The organism is Streptomyces sp. NRRL F-6676 (assembly GCF_000725625.1).
Classification (GTDB): domain Bacteria; phylum Actinomycetota; class Actinomycetes; order Streptomycetales; family Streptomycetaceae; genus Streptomyces.
Map to the genome: position 1 here is coordinate 300,891 of NZ_KL647083.1, position 14,663 is coordinate 315,553.

Annotated in this window: 13 protein-coding genes and 1 pseudogene; 1 reads left to right on the forward strand and 13 read right to left on the reverse strand. The window is 73.3% G+C overall.

The window, feature by feature from the left end; genetic code table 11:
- The 8 genes and pseudogenes from IO29_RS39885 to IO29_RS32790 form a co-directional block, all read right to left on the reverse strand.
- Nucleotides 1-373, reverse strand: a pseudogene (locus tag IO29_RS39885) (hypothetical protein); the annotation flags it as partial.
- The gene (locus tag IO29_RS32760; RefSeq protein ID WP_030378253.1) at nucleotides 370-3,192 is read right to left on the reverse strand and encodes a DEAD/DEAH box helicase; all 2,823 of its coding nucleotides are present in this window, start codon (nucleotides 3,190-3,192) and stop codon (nucleotides 370-372) included. The gene IO29_RS32760 and the pseudogene IO29_RS39885, both read right to left, overlap by 4 nt.
- 186 nt (nucleotides 3,193-3,378) lie before the next feature.
- Nucleotides 3,379-3,963, reverse strand: coding sequence for a hypothetical protein (locus tag IO29_RS32765; RefSeq protein ID WP_030378252.1), 585 nt, complete (start codon nucleotides 3,961-3,963; stop codon nucleotides 3,379-3,381).
- On the reverse strand, nucleotides 3,960-5,150 hold the full coding sequence (locus IO29_RS32770; protein WP_030378251.1) for an ROK family glucokinase: 1,191 nt from the start codon (nucleotides 5,148-5,150) through the stop codon (nucleotides 3,960-3,962). The genes IO29_RS32765 and IO29_RS32770 overlap by 4 nt, the downstream gene beginning before the upstream one ends.
- 209 nt (nucleotides 5,151-5,359) lie before the next feature.
- Nucleotides 5,360-6,151 (reverse strand): ATP-binding cassette domain-containing protein, encoded by a 792-nt coding sequence (locus IO29_RS32775; RefSeq protein ID WP_030378250.1) that lies wholly within the window; start codon nucleotides 6,149-6,151, stop codon nucleotides 5,360-5,362.
- Nucleotides 6,148-7,179 (reverse strand): ABC transporter permease, encoded by a 1,032-nt coding sequence (locus IO29_RS32780; RefSeq protein WP_030378249.1) that lies wholly within the window; start codon nucleotides 7,177-7,179, stop codon nucleotides 6,148-6,150. Before IO29_RS32780 ends, IO29_RS32775 begins: the two co-directional genes overlap by 4 nt.
- Nucleotides 7,176-8,180 (reverse strand): sugar ABC transporter substrate-binding protein, encoded by a 1,005-nt coding sequence (locus IO29_RS32785; RefSeq protein WP_030378248.1) that lies wholly within the window; start codon nucleotides 8,178-8,180, stop codon nucleotides 7,176-7,178. Before IO29_RS32785 ends, IO29_RS32780 begins: the two co-directional genes overlap by 4 nt.
- Before the next feature lie 184 nt (nucleotides 8,181-8,364).
- Nucleotides 8,365-9,102: a GntR family transcriptional regulator gene (locus IO29_RS32790; RefSeq protein WP_106969802.1), complete on the reverse strand. Its 738-nt coding sequence runs from the start codon at nucleotides 9,100-9,102 to the stop codon at nucleotides 8,365-8,367.
- 128 nt (nucleotides 9,103-9,230) lie between these two features.
- Between IO29_RS32790 and IO29_RS32795 the strand changes: the two genes are divergently transcribed.
- Nucleotides 9,231-10,235 carry a Gfo/Idh/MocA family protein gene (locus IO29_RS32795; protein WP_030378246.1) on the forward strand — a complete coding sequence of 335 codons (1,005 nt, stop codon included), beginning with the start codon at nucleotides 9,231-9,233 and terminating at the stop codon, nucleotides 10,233-10,235.
- Between the two features lie 60 nt (nucleotides 10,236-10,295).
- On the opposite strand, the gene IO29_RS32800 is transcribed toward IO29_RS32795, so the two are convergent.
- The 5 genes from IO29_RS32800 to IO29_RS32820 form a co-directional block, all read right to left on the reverse strand.
- Nucleotides 10,296-11,480, reverse strand: a complete 1,185-nt coding sequence (locus IO29_RS32800) for a cytochrome P450 family protein (protein ID WP_030381281.1) — start codon at nucleotides 11,478-11,480, stop codon at nucleotides 10,296-10,298.
- Between the two features lie 135 nt (nucleotides 11,481-11,615).
- A complete protein-coding gene (locus tag IO29_RS32805) occupies nucleotides 11,616-12,668 on the reverse strand; it encodes an AraC family transcriptional regulator (protein WP_030381280.1) in 1,053 nt (350 codons plus the stop codon).
- Nucleotides 12,665-13,093 carry a hypothetical protein gene (locus IO29_RS32810; RefSeq protein WP_158709328.1) on the reverse strand — a complete coding sequence of 143 codons (429 nt, stop codon included), beginning with the start codon at nucleotides 13,091-13,093 and terminating at the stop codon, nucleotides 12,665-12,667. Before IO29_RS32810 ends, IO29_RS32805 begins: the two co-directional genes overlap by 4 nt.
- 11 nt (nucleotides 13,094-13,104) lie before the next feature.
- The gene (locus IO29_RS32815) at nucleotides 13,105-13,515 is read right to left on the reverse strand and encodes a YciI family protein (protein ID WP_030381278.1); all 411 of its coding nucleotides are present in this window, start codon (nucleotides 13,513-13,515) and stop codon (nucleotides 13,105-13,107) included.
- A gap of 33 nt (nucleotides 13,516-13,548) precedes the next feature.
- Nucleotides 13,549-14,655, reverse strand: a complete 1,107-nt coding sequence (locus IO29_RS32820; RefSeq protein ID WP_051707604.1) for an alpha/beta fold hydrolase — start codon at nucleotides 14,653-14,655, stop codon at nucleotides 13,549-13,551.
- Nucleotides 14,656-14,663: the final 8 nt, after the last annotated feature.

The window sequence follows — 14,663 nt, forward strand, 5'->3', positions numbered from 1 at the left end:
GTGCGGGTGCGTCGGGGCTGGTCGCGCCGTTCCCCGCGCCCCTGAGGGGGGTTGGGGTGGGCGGGGGTGAAGAGGCGGCGTCGAGCGGGGGGTCCAGGGGGCTTTCCGCGGCCTTCCGGCCGGCCCTGGCGGTACGCAGAGCTTCGCGGGCCGCGTCGCCCGGCCGGGACGGCTTCGCCGGCCGACGGGTGGGGCGGGGGCGTTCCGCGTCCGGCTCCGCACGGTGTGCGCGGGCGCGGGCCTCGCGCAGGGCCTTGCGGGCCGCGTCGCCGGGCCTGGGGCCCTCGGTACCGGGCCCTGGGCCCTCGGTGCCGGGCCTCGGGCTCTCCTCGTCGGGGCCGGGGTCGTTCCGGTCGTCGTCGGACGGCGTCATGACGCCGTCCTCCTCAGGGAGACGAGGTCGGACAGTTCACGGTCGGTCAGTTCCGTGAGGGAGGTCTCGCCGGAGCCGAGGATCGCGTCGGCCAGGGCGCGCTTGGAGCGCAGCATGTCGTCGATGCGGTCCTCGACCGTGCCCTCGGTGATCAGGCGGTGCACCTGCACCGGCTGGGTCTGCCCGATGCGGTAGGCGCGGTCGGTGGCCTGTTCCTCGACCGCCGGGTTCCACCAGCGGTCGACATGGACGACGTGCCCCGCCCGCGTGAGGTTCAGGCCCGTGCCGGCGGCCTTGAGGGAGAGGACGAGCACCGGCGTCGTACCGGCCTGGAAGCGGTCCACCATGCGCTCGCGTTCCGGCACCGGGGTGCCGCCGTGCAGCAGGTCGACGGGGACGGCGCGGGCAGCCAGGTGCGCGGTGATCAGCCGGGCCATGCCCACGTACTGGGTGAAGACCAGGGCCGAGCCGTCCTCCGAGAGGAGCGTGTCCAGGAGTTCGTCGAGGAGGGCCAGCTTCCCGGAGCGTTCTCCGAGGGACCGGGCCGTGGCCGGGTCCTCCTTGAGGTACAGCGCGGGGTGGTCGCAGATCTGTTTGAGAGACGTGAGGAGCTTGAGCACCATGCCGCGCCGGGCGATGCCCTCGGCCGTCTCGATCGCGAGCATCGACTCGCGCACCACCGCCTCGTACAGCGCGGCCTGTTCGCGGGTGAGCGGCACCGGGTGGTCGGTCTCCGTCTTGGGCGGGAGTTCGGGGACGATGCCCGGGTCGGACTTCTTGCGGCGCAGCAGGAAGGGCCGGACCAGACGGGCGAGGCGCTCGGCGGCGTCGGGGTCCTCGCCGCCCTCGACCGCGCGCGCGTGCCGGGCGCGGAAGGATTTCAGCGGGCCGAGCAGCCCCGGCGTCGTCCAGTCCAGCAGCGCCCACAGCTCGGAGAGGTTGTTCTCCACCGGCGTGCCGGTCAGCGCGACCCGGGCGGGCGCCGGGAGCGTGCGCAGCGCCTTGGCCGTGGCCGAGTAGGGGTTCTTCACGTGCTGCGCCTCGTCGGCGACGACGAGCCCCCAGGGCTGTTCGGCCAGCCGGGGCGCGGCCGAGCGCATGGTGCCGTAGGTGGTGAGGACGAAGCCGCCGTCGAGCCCGTCCAGCGTGCGGTCGGGGCCGTGGAAGCGGCGCACGGGGACGCCGGGCGCGAAGCGGGTGATCTCCCGCTGCCAGTTGCCGAGCAGGGAGGCGGGGCAGACGACGAGCGTGGGCTCGGGGCGGGCACGGCGCAGATGGAGCGCGATCAGGGTGACCGTCTTGCCGAGGCCCATGTCGTCGGCGAGGCAGCCGCCGAGGCCGAGGGAGGTCATGAGGTCCAGCCAGGCCAGCCCGCGCAGCTGGTAGTCGCGCAGCCGGGCGTCGAGCCCGGGCGGTGGCTCGACGGCGGTGAGGCCGGCGGTGAGCCGGTCGCGCAGGGCGGCCAGTGCGCCGACGGGGACCGCCTCGACGGTCTCGCCGTCGACCTCCGCCGTGCCCGTGAGGGCGACGGACAGCGCGTCGACCGGGTCGAGCAGACCCAGCTCCCGTTTGCGGGCCTTGCGGACGAGGGCGGGGTCGACGAGCACCCACTGGTCGCGCAGCCGGACCACCGGCCGGTGCGCCTCCGCGAGGGCGTCCATCTCGGCCTCGGTGAGCGGGTCGCCGCGCAGGGCGAGCTGCCAGCCGAAGCGGAGCAGGTCCTCGCTCTCGAAGAAGCCCGTGCCGTCGGTGGCGGAGCCGGGGGCCGGGTGGAGTACGGCGGTCGCGGTGAGGTCCTGGGCGAGATCGCGCGGCCAGTGCACGGCGACACCGGCGGCGCCGAGCCGGGTGGCGGCGACGCCGAGGAGGTCGGTCAGCTCCTCCTCGGACAGGGCCAGTACGTCGGGCACGTCCTGTTCCGCGAGCCGGTCCAGGGGCGGCCAGACGCGCGCCGCGCGGCGCACCGCGAGCGCGGCGTCCACGCGCGCGCGGGGCCCGAACGCGGCGTCGGACTCCCCCGCCCACAGCGCGGCGGCGTCGGTGACGAGCGTGGGGTCGGCGAGGCTGTGCACCTGGACGACGGCCGCCCCGGCGCGCGGGGCGCCCTCGCTGTCGTCGAACAGCTGGTACGCCGACAGGTCCAGGCGCAGCGAGATCCGTACGCCGGTGTCCATGCCGGCGGCGACCTCGGCGGCCCAGTCCCGGGCGCCGGGAAGCCGGGTGGTGGCGCGGGCGGCGAAGGGCCGGCCGGAGACGTGTGCCGCGGCGGGGGTGCGGGGCAGGGTATCGGCGACCGCGTCCAGGAAGGCGCGCACCAGGGCCTCCGGCTCGGGCAGCCGGAGCGGGCCGCGCCCGGGGAGCGGCACGGCGTGCCCCTCGTACGGGAGGGCGGCGGCGACGGCCCTCAGGTGGGCGATGTCGTCCCGTTCCAGGGGGCCCGCGCGCCAGGCGTCGTACCCCTCGGCGGTGAGCCCGGGCAGCAGCCGGCCGCGGGCGACGAGCCGCAGGGCGTGCAGCGCGGCGGCGCCCCAGCAGGCGGTGGCGGGATGGGCGCCCGGGGCGTGCCGGGCGGCGGTGAGGACGGGGAGGGCGGCCGCGACGGTGAGGGTGCGCGCGGGCACGGTGGTGCGGCGGACGGTGGTGCCGTGGGGCCGGACGACCACCAGGTCCTCGGAGGCGGAGGCGGAGGCGAGGCCGGCGGCGGAGGGCGGCGCGGAGTCCTCGGGGTCCCAGAAGGCGACGCGGCCCTGCCGGGGTACGGGGGCGGGCAGGAAGACGGCGGCGAGCCGCGCGGGCACCTGCGCGAGCGCGTTCTCCATACGTACGGTCACCTCCCGCCCCTCTGGTCGTGTCAGGTGTCTACGACTGTACGGGCGGGGTCTGACAATCGGCCCCGGAGCCGGTGCCGGGGCGGCTCGGACGGCCTCGCGGCGGCCCGGTGGCGGCCCTGCGGCCCTCGGCCGGCGGGAACCGGGGCGGTCCGGTCTACGGCACGCCGGTCCGGCCTACGGCACCGTGCGCGAGACGACGTACACCATCGGGTGCTTCGGATTGGAGCGGTTGACCACGATGTCGTGCGTGGGGGCCGGGGCCTTCTGCTTGTGGACCAGCCCGTACCAGGGGCCGGGCCCGCTGAAGTCCCAACCGATGACCCGCTGGTCACGGGTGCCGATGGCGATGTCGTCCTGCTTCAGCGCGGCCGCATTGGTGCCGGTCTCGCGCAGAAAGCGCTCCAGCCCCTCGTTGCTGGTCAGGAACTGGGTGTAGAGCCGGCTGGTCTTCCAGTTGTTGGTCTCGTAGTAGGCGACGTCGCGCGAGTACGGCGGGATGGGCACCTGATAGAGGCGGCGCTGCACGCGCGAGGGCCAGCCGGCGGTGAGGCCGGTCGCCGACCACTTCTCCTCCTTGTCCTTGCCGCTGTCCCGGCTCTGGTTGGCGGAGATCACCAGATAGCCGGCCGGGACACCGATGAGCAGCACGATCGTCAGGAGGGTGAGCGCGCGCCGGCGGATCATGTGCCGGCGGTCCTCGGGCGGACGCGCGGGCTCCTCCGACGCGACGGGCTGGTGGGGTACCGCGGCGGACGTCACGAGGCGCCCTCCCGCTCGGTGCGGCGGGACTCGGCGTACCGCTCGTAGCGCTCGTAGCGCTCCACCCGGCGGCGCTTGGCGCGGCGGAAGCGGCGGGCGACCAGCCGGGCCAGGTCGGCGGCGCCGACCATGCCGGCCTCGGGGCCGAGCTGGGCGCGCACGATACGGGCCTCGGGGCGGTAGCCGCGGCCGGTGAGGTGCCGCTTGAAGGCGTCCCGGGCGGGGCCGATGAGCAGGTCGTCGGCGGCGCTGACGCCGCCGCCGATCACGAAGCAGGACGGGTCGAGGGCGGCGGCCAGATTGGCGATGCCGACGCCGAGCCACTGACCGATGTCCTGGAGCAGCTCGACGCACATGGCGTCGCCCTCGCGGGCCAGCTCGGTGATCATCGGGCCGGTGATGTCGCCGACCTGCCCCTTGACGTGCTCGATGATCCCGTAGGCCACCGGGGAGTCGGCGGCGGCCAGCTCCCGGGCCTCGCGGACCAGTGCGTTGCCGGAGCTGTACTGCTCCCAGCAGCCCCGGTTGCCGCACGGGCAGCGGTGGCCGCCGGGCACGACCTGCATGTGCCCGAACTCCCCCGCGACCCCGTACTTGCCCCGCTTGACCTGGCCGTCCTCCAGGATGGCGCCGCCGATGCCGGTGCCGAGGGTGATCATGACGAGGTGGTCCTCGCCGCGGCCGGCGCCGAAGCGCCACTCGGCCCAGGCGGCGGAGTTGGCGTCGTTGTCGACCAGGACGGGTACGGCCAGGCGCTCGGCCAGGCGGTCCCGCAGCGGCTCGTTGCGCCAGGACAGGTGGGGGGCGAACAGCACGCGGTTGCGGTCGGCGTCGACCCAGCCGGCCGCGCCGATGCCGACCGCGTGCACGTCGTGCCGGTCGGAGAGGTCGAGCACCAGCTCGGCGATCGTGTCCTCGACGACCTTGGGGCTCTTGGACTTGTCCGGGGTCTCCGTGCGCAGCCGCTCCAGGATGTTGCCGTCGGCGTCCACGACGCCCGCCATCACCTTGGTGCCGCCGATGTCGATGCCGACGGTCGGCACGCGGGGTGCCGTCAGGTGCGAGCGGCGCTCACGGGTGCCGACGGTGCGCAGGGCGGTGGCGCGGCGGGAGCCGATGGGGGCGCCGCCGGTAACTCTGGCGGCGCCCAGTGCGCGGGGCAGGGAGAGGTCGCGGTAGGTGCTCATCGTCGCCGATTGTGCCGTATGACTCCGTCGGTCGGGGGGTGGGCTCCCTGCCCGGGGGCGCGTTCCGGACGCCGGGTCCGGGAGTGGTGAGTGCTTGTTCTTCGGGCGCGGGTGCGTTGGGGCTGGTCGCGCCCACGCGGCGGAGCCGCGGAATGTCACAGCCCCGCGCCCCTGAAAGGCAGGGCGGTGCACCTCACGAGGATCATGAGTCACCCTTGTTGCAGCTCATGCCTCAGGGCTTCCAGTTCCGAGCCCCCCGCCATCTGGGCCGTCAGCTCTTCCAGGGTGACCGTTTCCCTCGTGTACGTCGCCGTTGTCGTGCCTCTGTTGAGGAGGGTGTAGTGGTCGCCCACCAGGTGGGCGTGGTGGGGGTTGTGGGTGATGAGGACCACGCCGAGGCCGGCGTCGCGGGCGGCGGTGACGTACTTGAGGACGACGCCGGACTGCTTGACGCCCAGGGCCGCCGTCGGTTCGTCGAGGACGAGTACCTTCGCGCCGAAGTGGACGGCGCGGGCGATCGCGACGCACTGGCGTTCGCCGCCGGAGAGCGTGCCGATGGGCTGGTCGACGTCGCGCAGGTCGATGCCCATCCGCAGCAGTGCCTCGCGCGTGGTGCGGCGCATGAGGCCGGTGTCCAGGCGTTTGAAGGGGCCGAGGCCCTTGCGGGGTTCGGAGCCGAGGAAGAAGTTGCGCCACACCGGCATCAGGGGGACGACCGCGAGGTCCTGGTAGACGGTGGCGATGCCGCGGTCCAGGGCCTCGCGCGGGGAGGCGAGGCGGGTGGGTTCGCCGTCCAGGGCGAGGGTGCCGCCGTCGTGCGGGTGCAGTCCGGCGATGATCTTGATGAGGGTGGACTTGCCGGCGCCGTTGTCGCCCAGGACGCAGGTGATCTCGCCCGCGTGGACGCGCAGGGAGACGTCCTCGAGGGCGCGGACGTTGCCGTAGCGCTTGCTGACGCCGGTCAGCTCCACGAGGGGCGCGCGGGGCGCGGGGGCGGTCACTTGTTCGCCTCCGCGCGCCTGCGGACCCAGGTGTTGAGCAGGGTCGCGAGGAGCAGCATGGCTCCGAGGAAGAACTTGAACCAGTCGGGGTTCCACTCCGCGAAGACGATGCCCTTGCTGACCATGCCGAACAGCAGCGCGCCGAGGGCCGAGCCGGCGGCGGAGCCGTGGCCCCCGGTGATCAGACAGCCGCCGATCACGGCGGCGATGATGTAGATCAGCTCGTTGCCGACGCCCTCGCCTGACTGCACGGCGTCGTACGCGAAGAGGAGGTGCTGTCCGCTGATCCAGGCGCCGAACGCGACGCCCATGTAGAGACCGATCCTGACCTTGGTCACGGGGACGCCGACCGCGCGGGCGGCCTCCGCGTTGCCGCCGACCGCGTAGATCCAGTTGCCGGCGCGGGTGCGCAGCAGGATCCAGGAGGCGACGGCGACGAGGGCGAGCCACCACAGCACGGTGATCCGGATCTGGACCCCGCCGATCGAGGGGGCGGAGGCAAAGACGGCGTGCGCGGCGGGGAAGCCCTCCATGTCGGCGATCGTCTTGGTGGAGACGGTGCCGTCGATGAGCTTGGTGAGGCCCAGGTTGGCGCCGGTCAGCATCAGGAAGGTGCCGAGGGTGACGATGAAGCTGGGCAGTTTCGTACGGGTGAGGACGTAGCCGTTGAACGCGCCGAGCCCCAGGGTGGCCGGCAGGGAGACGCCCGCGCCGACCCAGACGTTCGCGGTCATCTGATAACTGAACATCGAGGAGATCAGCGCGGAGGACGTCACCATGACGCCGGCGGACAGGTCGAACTCGCCACCGATCATGAGCAGGGCGACGGGCACCGCCATGATGCCGATGGTCGAGGCGGCGTAGAGGACGGTGCTGAGGCTGGAGGCGCGCAGGAAGCCGTCGGCGGCGATCGCGAAGAAGGCGAAGACGGCGAGCGCGCCGACCAGTGAGCCGAGCTCGGGGCGGGTGAGGAGGCGGTCGAGGGGCGAGGTGGCGAGCAGCCGCTCGTCGGAGGTGGCGGCGCTCATCGGGTGCCCCGCTCGGTGTAGCGGCGCAGTTCGGCGGCCTGGTCCTTGGTGACGATCTGGGGGCCGGTGAGGACGGGCTTGCCGCCGCCGAGGGCGTCGGCGTTGTACTTGTACAGCCAGAGCAGGTCGACGGCCTCGTAGCCCTGGAGGTAGGGCTGCTGGTCGACGGCGAAGCCGAGGCTGCCCTGCTGGAGTCCGGCGGCGACCTTGGCGTTGAGGTCGAAGGTGTCGATCTCGGCCTTGCTGCCGGCGTTCTCCTTGGCCTTGACGGCGGTGTCGGCGTAGGGGGCGCCGAGGGTGACGACGGCGTCGAGGGAGGCGTCGGACTGGAGCTGGGCCTCCAGCGCGGACTGCACGTCGGGCATGCTGGTGCCGTTGACGTACAGGTCGCGCACGGTGCCGTCGAAGGTCTTCCTGATGCCGTCGCAGCGCTGCTCGTGGCCGACGTTGCCCTGTTCGTGCAGGACGCACAGGGCCTTCCTTCGGCCGCGCCGGTTCAGTTCCTCGCCGACGGCCTCGCCGGCGGTGGTCTCGTCCTGGCCGACGTGGGTGAGCGCGCCGTACTCCTTGGACTCCGCGGAGCCCGAGTTGACCGTGATCACGGGGATGCCGGCCTTCTTCGCGCGGGCGAGGGACGCCTTGAGCGCGTCGGGCTTGGCGAGGGAGACGATGATGCCGTCGACCTTCTTGTCGATCGCGGTCTGGACGAGCTGTGCCTGCTCCTTGGCCTCGTCATCGTGCGAGTAGAGGAAGTCGATGTTGTCCTTGTCGGCGGCCTGCTTGGCGCCGCTCTGCACGATGTCCCAGAACGTGTCGCCGTCGCCGGAGTGCGTGATCATCGCGAAGGTCCAGCGGGGTGTCGACACCGCCGCCCGGCCCTGCGCCGACGCGGCCCTGCGGGCGTCCTCGGCGCGCTTGCCGCCGGTCGCGCTACAGCCGGCCAGGGAGGTCCCCAGCACCGCCGCCAGCGCGATGATTGCCCAGCTCCGTCTCCGTACCACGAGACCGTCGCCCTTCTTGTCACCACTCGATCGAACAGACATTCCGTCCGATTATCGGTGATGCCGTGCGTGTGTACGGACACGAGGGCGCCGCGCACCGGTACCGGCGCGCGGGGTGAAGGCCGAGGTCAGAGGGTCGATCGGCGTACGGCGGGCGGCTGTTGGGGCACGCGGGGGCCGTCGCTCAGCCGCGGACGAGGAGCTGAAATTCGAACGAGTAGCGGCTGGGGCGGTAGGTGTGGGTGCCGTACTCGACGGCGCGGCCGGTGTCGTCGAACGTGGTGCGCTGCATGGTCAGCAGGGGGGCGCCGGCGGGCTCGTCCAGCCGCTCCCCCTCCGCCGCGGTGGCCGCGCGGGCGCCGATGGACTGCCGGGCGCTGTGCAGGGTGATGCCGGCCGCGCGCATCATCCGGTACAGGCCGGTCGCCTCCAGCTGTCCGCTGTCCAGGTCGAACAGTCCGGTCGGCAGGTAGTTGCACAGGTGTGCCATCGGCTCGCCGTGGGTCAGCCGCAGCCGCTCGATGCGGTGCACCTGGGTGCCCTCGGCGATGCCGAGGGTGGCGGCGACCTCGGCGGGGGCGGGCTCCAGGGTGTTGGCGAGGACCTCGGTGGCGGGGCGCTGCCCGGCCGCCTCCAGATCGTCGTAGAGGCTGCTGAGCTCCAGCGGGCGCTTGACCTGGCTGTGCACGACCTGGGTGCCGACGCCGCGCCGGCGCACCAGCAGCCCCTTGTCGACCAGGGACTGGATGGCCTGGCGCACCGTGGGCCGGGAGAGCCCGAGGCGCGCGGCGAGCTCGATCTCGTTGCCCAGCAGGCTGCCCGGCGTCAGGGTCCCGTGCTCGATCGCGGCCTCGAGTTGCTGGGAGAGCTGGAAGTAGAGCGGCACCGGACTGCTGCGGTCGACGCTGAGTTCGAGCGACACGACGGGGTCCACCTCTGGTTTGGGCACGGCCCGAGCGTAGTCGTGGCGCCTGGTGACGGGAAGTTGCGCAGTCCGATTGTCCGGACAAACCATTGACACCGTGACGGCTGTCACCACACTTTGTTCACATGCGCATCGGACTCATCGGGGCGGGCCGGATCGGCACGCTCCACGCGGCCACGCTCAGCCGCCATCGCGACGTGGGGTCGCTGATCATCACGGACGTCGATCCGGCGCGGGCCCAGGCGCTCGCCGACCGGCTGGGCGCGACGGCGGCGCCCGGGGTGGACGAGATCTTCACCTGGGGCGTGGACGCGGTGGTCATCACGGCGGCCACCACGGCGCACGGCGAGCTGATCGGCCGGGCGGCGCGGTCGGGACTGCCGGTGTTCTGCGAGAAGCCGGTCGCGGTGGACCTGCCGGGCACGCTGGCCGCGCTCGCGGAGGTGAAGGCGGCGGGGACCGTGCTCCAGATGGGGTTCCAGCGCCGGTTCGACGCGGGGTACGCCGGCGCGCGGGAGGCCGTGCGCGCCGGGCGGCTCGGCCGGCTGCACACCGTACGGGCGCTGACGGCGGACCGCACGCCGCCGTCGGCCGCGCATCTGCGGGTCTCGGGCGGGTTCTTCCGGGACACCCTGGTGCACGACTTCGACATGGTGCGGTGGGTGACCGGGCGCGAGGTTGTCGAGGTGTACGCGGCCGGGGCGGACGCCGGGCCGGAGCTGTTCCGGGAGGCGGGCGACGTGGACACGGCGGCGGCCGTGCTCACGCTGGACGACGGGGTGCTGGCGACGGTGACGGGGGCGCGGGTGAACGGGGCGGGGTACGACGTGCGGATGGAGCTGGCGGGCGAGCGGGACACGGTGGTGGTGGGGCTGGACGACCGTACGCCGATCGCGTCCACGGAGCTGGCCGGGCCGCCGGCGGCGGACAAGCCGTGGCCGGGGTTCCTGGAGCGGTTCGCGGCGGCGTACGAGGGGGAGCTGGGGGCGTTCGTGCGGGTGGTGCGGGGGGAGGGGGAGAATCCGTGCGACGGGTGGGAGGCGTTGGGGGCGCTTCGGATCGCGGAGGCGTGCGAGATCTCCCGCCGCGAGCGGCGTGTGGTGCGGGTGTCGGAGGTGGCGGGGGGTTAGGGGGCGTGGGTGGCGGAGCCGCACATCGACACGGCCCCGCGCCCCCTTTGTCCCCGCCGGTTACCAGCGAATGGGCAGCGCGCGGAACCCCCGCATCAGCATCCCCGGCACTCGCGGGCCCGGGGGGCCGTCGAGGGTCAGGTCGGGGCAGCGGTCCAGCAGGGACCGGAGTGCCGTGCGGGCCTCCAGGCGTGCCAGGGGGGCGCCCAGGCAGAAGTGGAGGCCGTGGCCGAACGCCAGGTGGCCCTGGGGGGCGCGTCGGATGTCGAAGCGGTCGGGCTCGGGGTAGCGCACCCCGTCCCGGTTGGCCGAGTCCAGGCCGACCAGCAGCCCCTCTCCCTTGCCGATCAGCTGCCCGCCCAGCTCCACCGGTTCCGCCGCGAAGCGGAACGTCGCCGTCTCCACCGGGCCCTCGTAGCGGAGCATCTCCTCGACCGCGCCGTCCATCAGCGACATGTCGGCGCGCAGCGCCGCCAGTTGCTCGGGGTGGGTGAGCAGCCCGTACACCCCGTTGGTGAGGAGGTTGACCGTCGTCTCGTGGCCGGCGACGAGGAGGATGAAGGCCATGCCGCGCAGTTCCGTGCGGGAGAGCCGGTCGCCGTCCTCCGCGCGGGTGCGGATGAGATCGCTGAGCAGGTCGTCGCCCGGTGCGGAGGAGCGTTTGTCCTCGATCAGTTCGTCCAGGTACTCCGCCATCTGCCGCATCGCGGTGACGTGGCCGCCCTCGGCGGTCGGCGTCATGATCTCCGTCGACATCGCGCGGAAGGCGTCGCGGTCCAGGTCGGGCACGCCGAGCAGCTCGCAGATGACGGTCATGGGCAGCGGGTAGGCGAACGACTCCACCAGATCGGCCCGGCCGCGGGGCAGCATCGCGTCCAGCAGGTCGTCGGTGATCCGCTGCACGCGCGGGGCCAGCGTCTGGATGCGGCGCGCGGTGAACGCCCGGGTGACCAGCGAGCGCAGCCGGGTGTGCTCGGGCGGGTCGGAGACGAGCACGTGCCGCCCCATCATCTGCTCGTCGATGCCCTGTCCGCCGAGCTTGCGGAGGTCCTTGGCGAACCTCGGGTCCGCGAGCGCCGCCCGCGCCTCGTCGTACCCCACGACCAGCCAGCACTCCCACGGATCGGGCGACGGCAACCGCACCCGGTGCACCGGCCCCCGCTCCCGCAGCTCCGCGTAGACCGGAAACGGGTCCTCGGCGAACGCCGGGCCGTACTCCCCGAGGTCGATCACCTTGTCGGTCACGGTTCCCCTTCCGCCTGCGCACCGGGCCTTCCCGCAGGGAACAACGCGCGGGGACCGCGCTTGGTGCCCGCGCGGGGACGCCCGCCCACCGCACGCCGGAGGCGTCATGCCCCCCGGACAACGACGCCCCGAGCGTCAGGGAAGGGTCTTCGTCGGTGGCGTTCTCAGGCTCACGGAGGGCATGACGCCGTAAGCGGCCTTGTAGGAGGCGGCGAATCGGCCGGTGTGGTAGAAGCCCCACCTGGTCGCGATCTCGGTGACGGTCGTTCCGTCGGTGGCCTCGGCGGCCAGCAGCTCACGATGGGCCCGGTCGAGCCTGACCCGCCGCATGTACTGGTGCGGGGTCTCGTCGAGCGCGCGACGGAACCCCAGTTCGAGCGCGCGCACCGTGAGACCGAGGTGCCGTGCCAGCTCGCTGACGTTGTACACCGCGGTGGCCTCGTCCTCGATCAGGCCCATCGCCGAGCGCACCGCCTTGCTGGGAGCCGCCCGGTAGGCCGGCCTGGCGGGGACGCCGAGGTCGTGCTCGAGGCCGAGCAGTACGGCGCTCAGGGCGTGCTCGGAGAGCCGGTGCAGCAGCCCGCCGGGAACGGCGGCGATGTCGTCGTAGCGTCCGAAGGTCTCGGCGAGCAGTCTGGCGGCGCTGTACACGGCGTGGGCCTGGTCCAGGGAGAGCACCTGGTGGGCGAAGCGCGGCGCCCGCCCGGTGTGCGGTTCGCCGGTCAGCGCGCGCGCCGCACGGGCCAGTGAGGTGGTCGTCGCGCGCAGCATGAGGGCGTCGCAGTCGGCGCTCCACTCGGCCAGGAAGCGCCCGTTCGCCGCGATCACCACGAGCGATTCCCCGGCCCGGGCGTCGACTGTCTCGTAACCGCGCCGGACGCGGATACGTCCCGACAGCGGGATCGCGATCCCGAGGTAGCGGGAGTCGGCCTGCCTGTCGACGGCCACCTCCGCGCCGTAGCTCATCCGCCCCACCCCGACGGAGCCGGTGTCGGCGTAGAAGGCACGCGCGTCGACGTGGTCGCGCTCCCCGGCGTGCGCGTGCAGCCGGCCCGGTGCCATGAACCGTCTGATCTCCCCTTCCGCCACCTGGAGATCATGGGTCTCGTACCGCTTGTAGGCGGCGAGCGCGCGCACGAGGGGGTCGTCGGCGTGCGCACGGGGGGCGTGGTCGAGCACATCGGTCATGTGACACTCCCGAATGTCGACGCGTGGTCCGCCACGAACCGCGCGAGCGTGCCGGGCGGGTGCCCGGTCACGCACTCCACATCGTGCGCCACGATACCGGCGGAGTTCTCACGGGCGTACAGATCCATGAGTCCGGCGGAGTCCTCACGGGCGTACAGATCCATGAGTCCGGCGGAGTCCTCACGGGCGTACAGGTCCATGAGTTCCGCCAGACGCCGCCGGATCCACTCGGGTACCCCCGCCCGCGCCGCGCGCTCGCGCAGCCGCGCGGGGGTCGGCGGGACGTGAGTGACGCTCGGCTCGTCCGGTCCGGTGGCCGCGCTCCCGGCCGAGACCTTCACGAGGTGGCGCACGCCGGCCTGGACGGCCGCGTCGCTCGGCCCGCACACGACGGACCGGCCGATGGTGCCCGTGGCACCGGTCACCGGGATCACGGTCAGTCCGCCCGGCCGGCCGGGGGCCGGGTGGCGACGCCCTCGTTGAGGCACCACTCCCTGACCTCGAACCGTCGCGCCCCGCGGGCGTGCATCGGGTCGGCCGCCGCCAGCCGGACGGCCTCGTCGAGGCTCGCGGCGCGGTAGACGAAGACGCCCTCGCCGTTCCACTCGGCTCCGTCCGGCGAGGCCAGCGGACCCGCCGCGAACATCACGCCGCTGTCCTCCAGGCTCTTCTGGTACGGCAGATGTTCGTCGAGCGCCGCCTCGACCGGCCCGAAGCCGTCGACCGGCCTGGACCGGATCAGGAAGAGCCGCTCGGCGTGCAGGCCGAGCTCACGGGAGCGGCCGAGCAGGCCCTCCCAGGTCATGCCGTCGATGCGGTGGCCGCCGTCGGCGGATTCGTCGCTCATCGGTCGCCTTCTTTCGCGAGGTGGTTTCGGGGCTCAGGCGTGGGGGTCGCCGTCCAGGAAGCCGCGCAGGGTCACGGCCGCCTCCTCCGGCGCCTCGAACGGCCAGAAGTGACCGGCGTCGAGCAGATGCAGGCCGCTGCCCGGCGGCAGCATGGCCAGCACGTCGGGGTCGCTGTAGAACTCGTGCGGCTGGCCGGGGTCGTCCCGGCCCTGGAGGAGCAGCACCGGGCAGCGCCAGGCCCCGATCAGCCGCGTACGGCGCTCCACCCATTCCTGGCGGAAGGACGAGGAGGTGAAGTAGCGGGGGACCGCCGTGTCGATGCCGGGGTAGGAGAACTCCGCGATCGTGCGGACGAGCAGCGCGTCGTCGACCGGCTTCGCCCCGAGGGCCGTGTAGGCGACGATCGTGGTGGTGCGGGCGTCCCGCAGCACGAACGGCGCGGTGGGCGCGGTGAACATCGGCTCCTGCGGGTGGAGGCTGGGGTGCAGGTGCCACAGGTGCTGCTGGCCGCGCCCGTACCGGATCACCCGGTCCCCCGCCTTCGCGACCAGGTGGTCGGCGGGCGGTGTCCCGCGATCGTGGGTGACGATGCTGAAGCGGTCGACGCCGAGGGTGTCCAGCAGCGCGCTCAGCTGCTCGGCCACGCCCTCCTGCCGGTAGTCGCCGGTGCGTTTGTCGGACTGGCCGTATCCCTTGAGGTCGACGGCGATGCAGCGGTGACGGTCGGAGACGGCCGCCATCGCCAGGTGCCACTGGAACCAGGAGTCCGGCACGCCGTGCAGGAAGATCACCGGCTCGCCATCGGCCGGCCCGCTCTCGACGTAGTGCCAGCGCACGGTCTCCCCGTCGCCGGGGGCCTCGGCGAAGCGGTGCGTGAACTCGGTTCCGGCGAGCACCTCGACCTCGCCGTCCGCGGTGGGCGGGGGCGCGGCGACCGCCGGGACGGCGGCGAGCCGCCGGGCGATGTCGCCCATCGGGGCGCCGGCGTCGAAGAAGTCCTCCGGGGCCGCGAGCATCTTCGGCAGCAGGTGCGGCAGTTCCCGCCACATCTCCGCCATGGCGGCCAGGTGGTGCGCCACCCGCGCGGGCGGCTCGGTCCAGCCGCCTTCGAGGCGGCCACTGGTGGGTGTGGACGTCATGGTCCGCT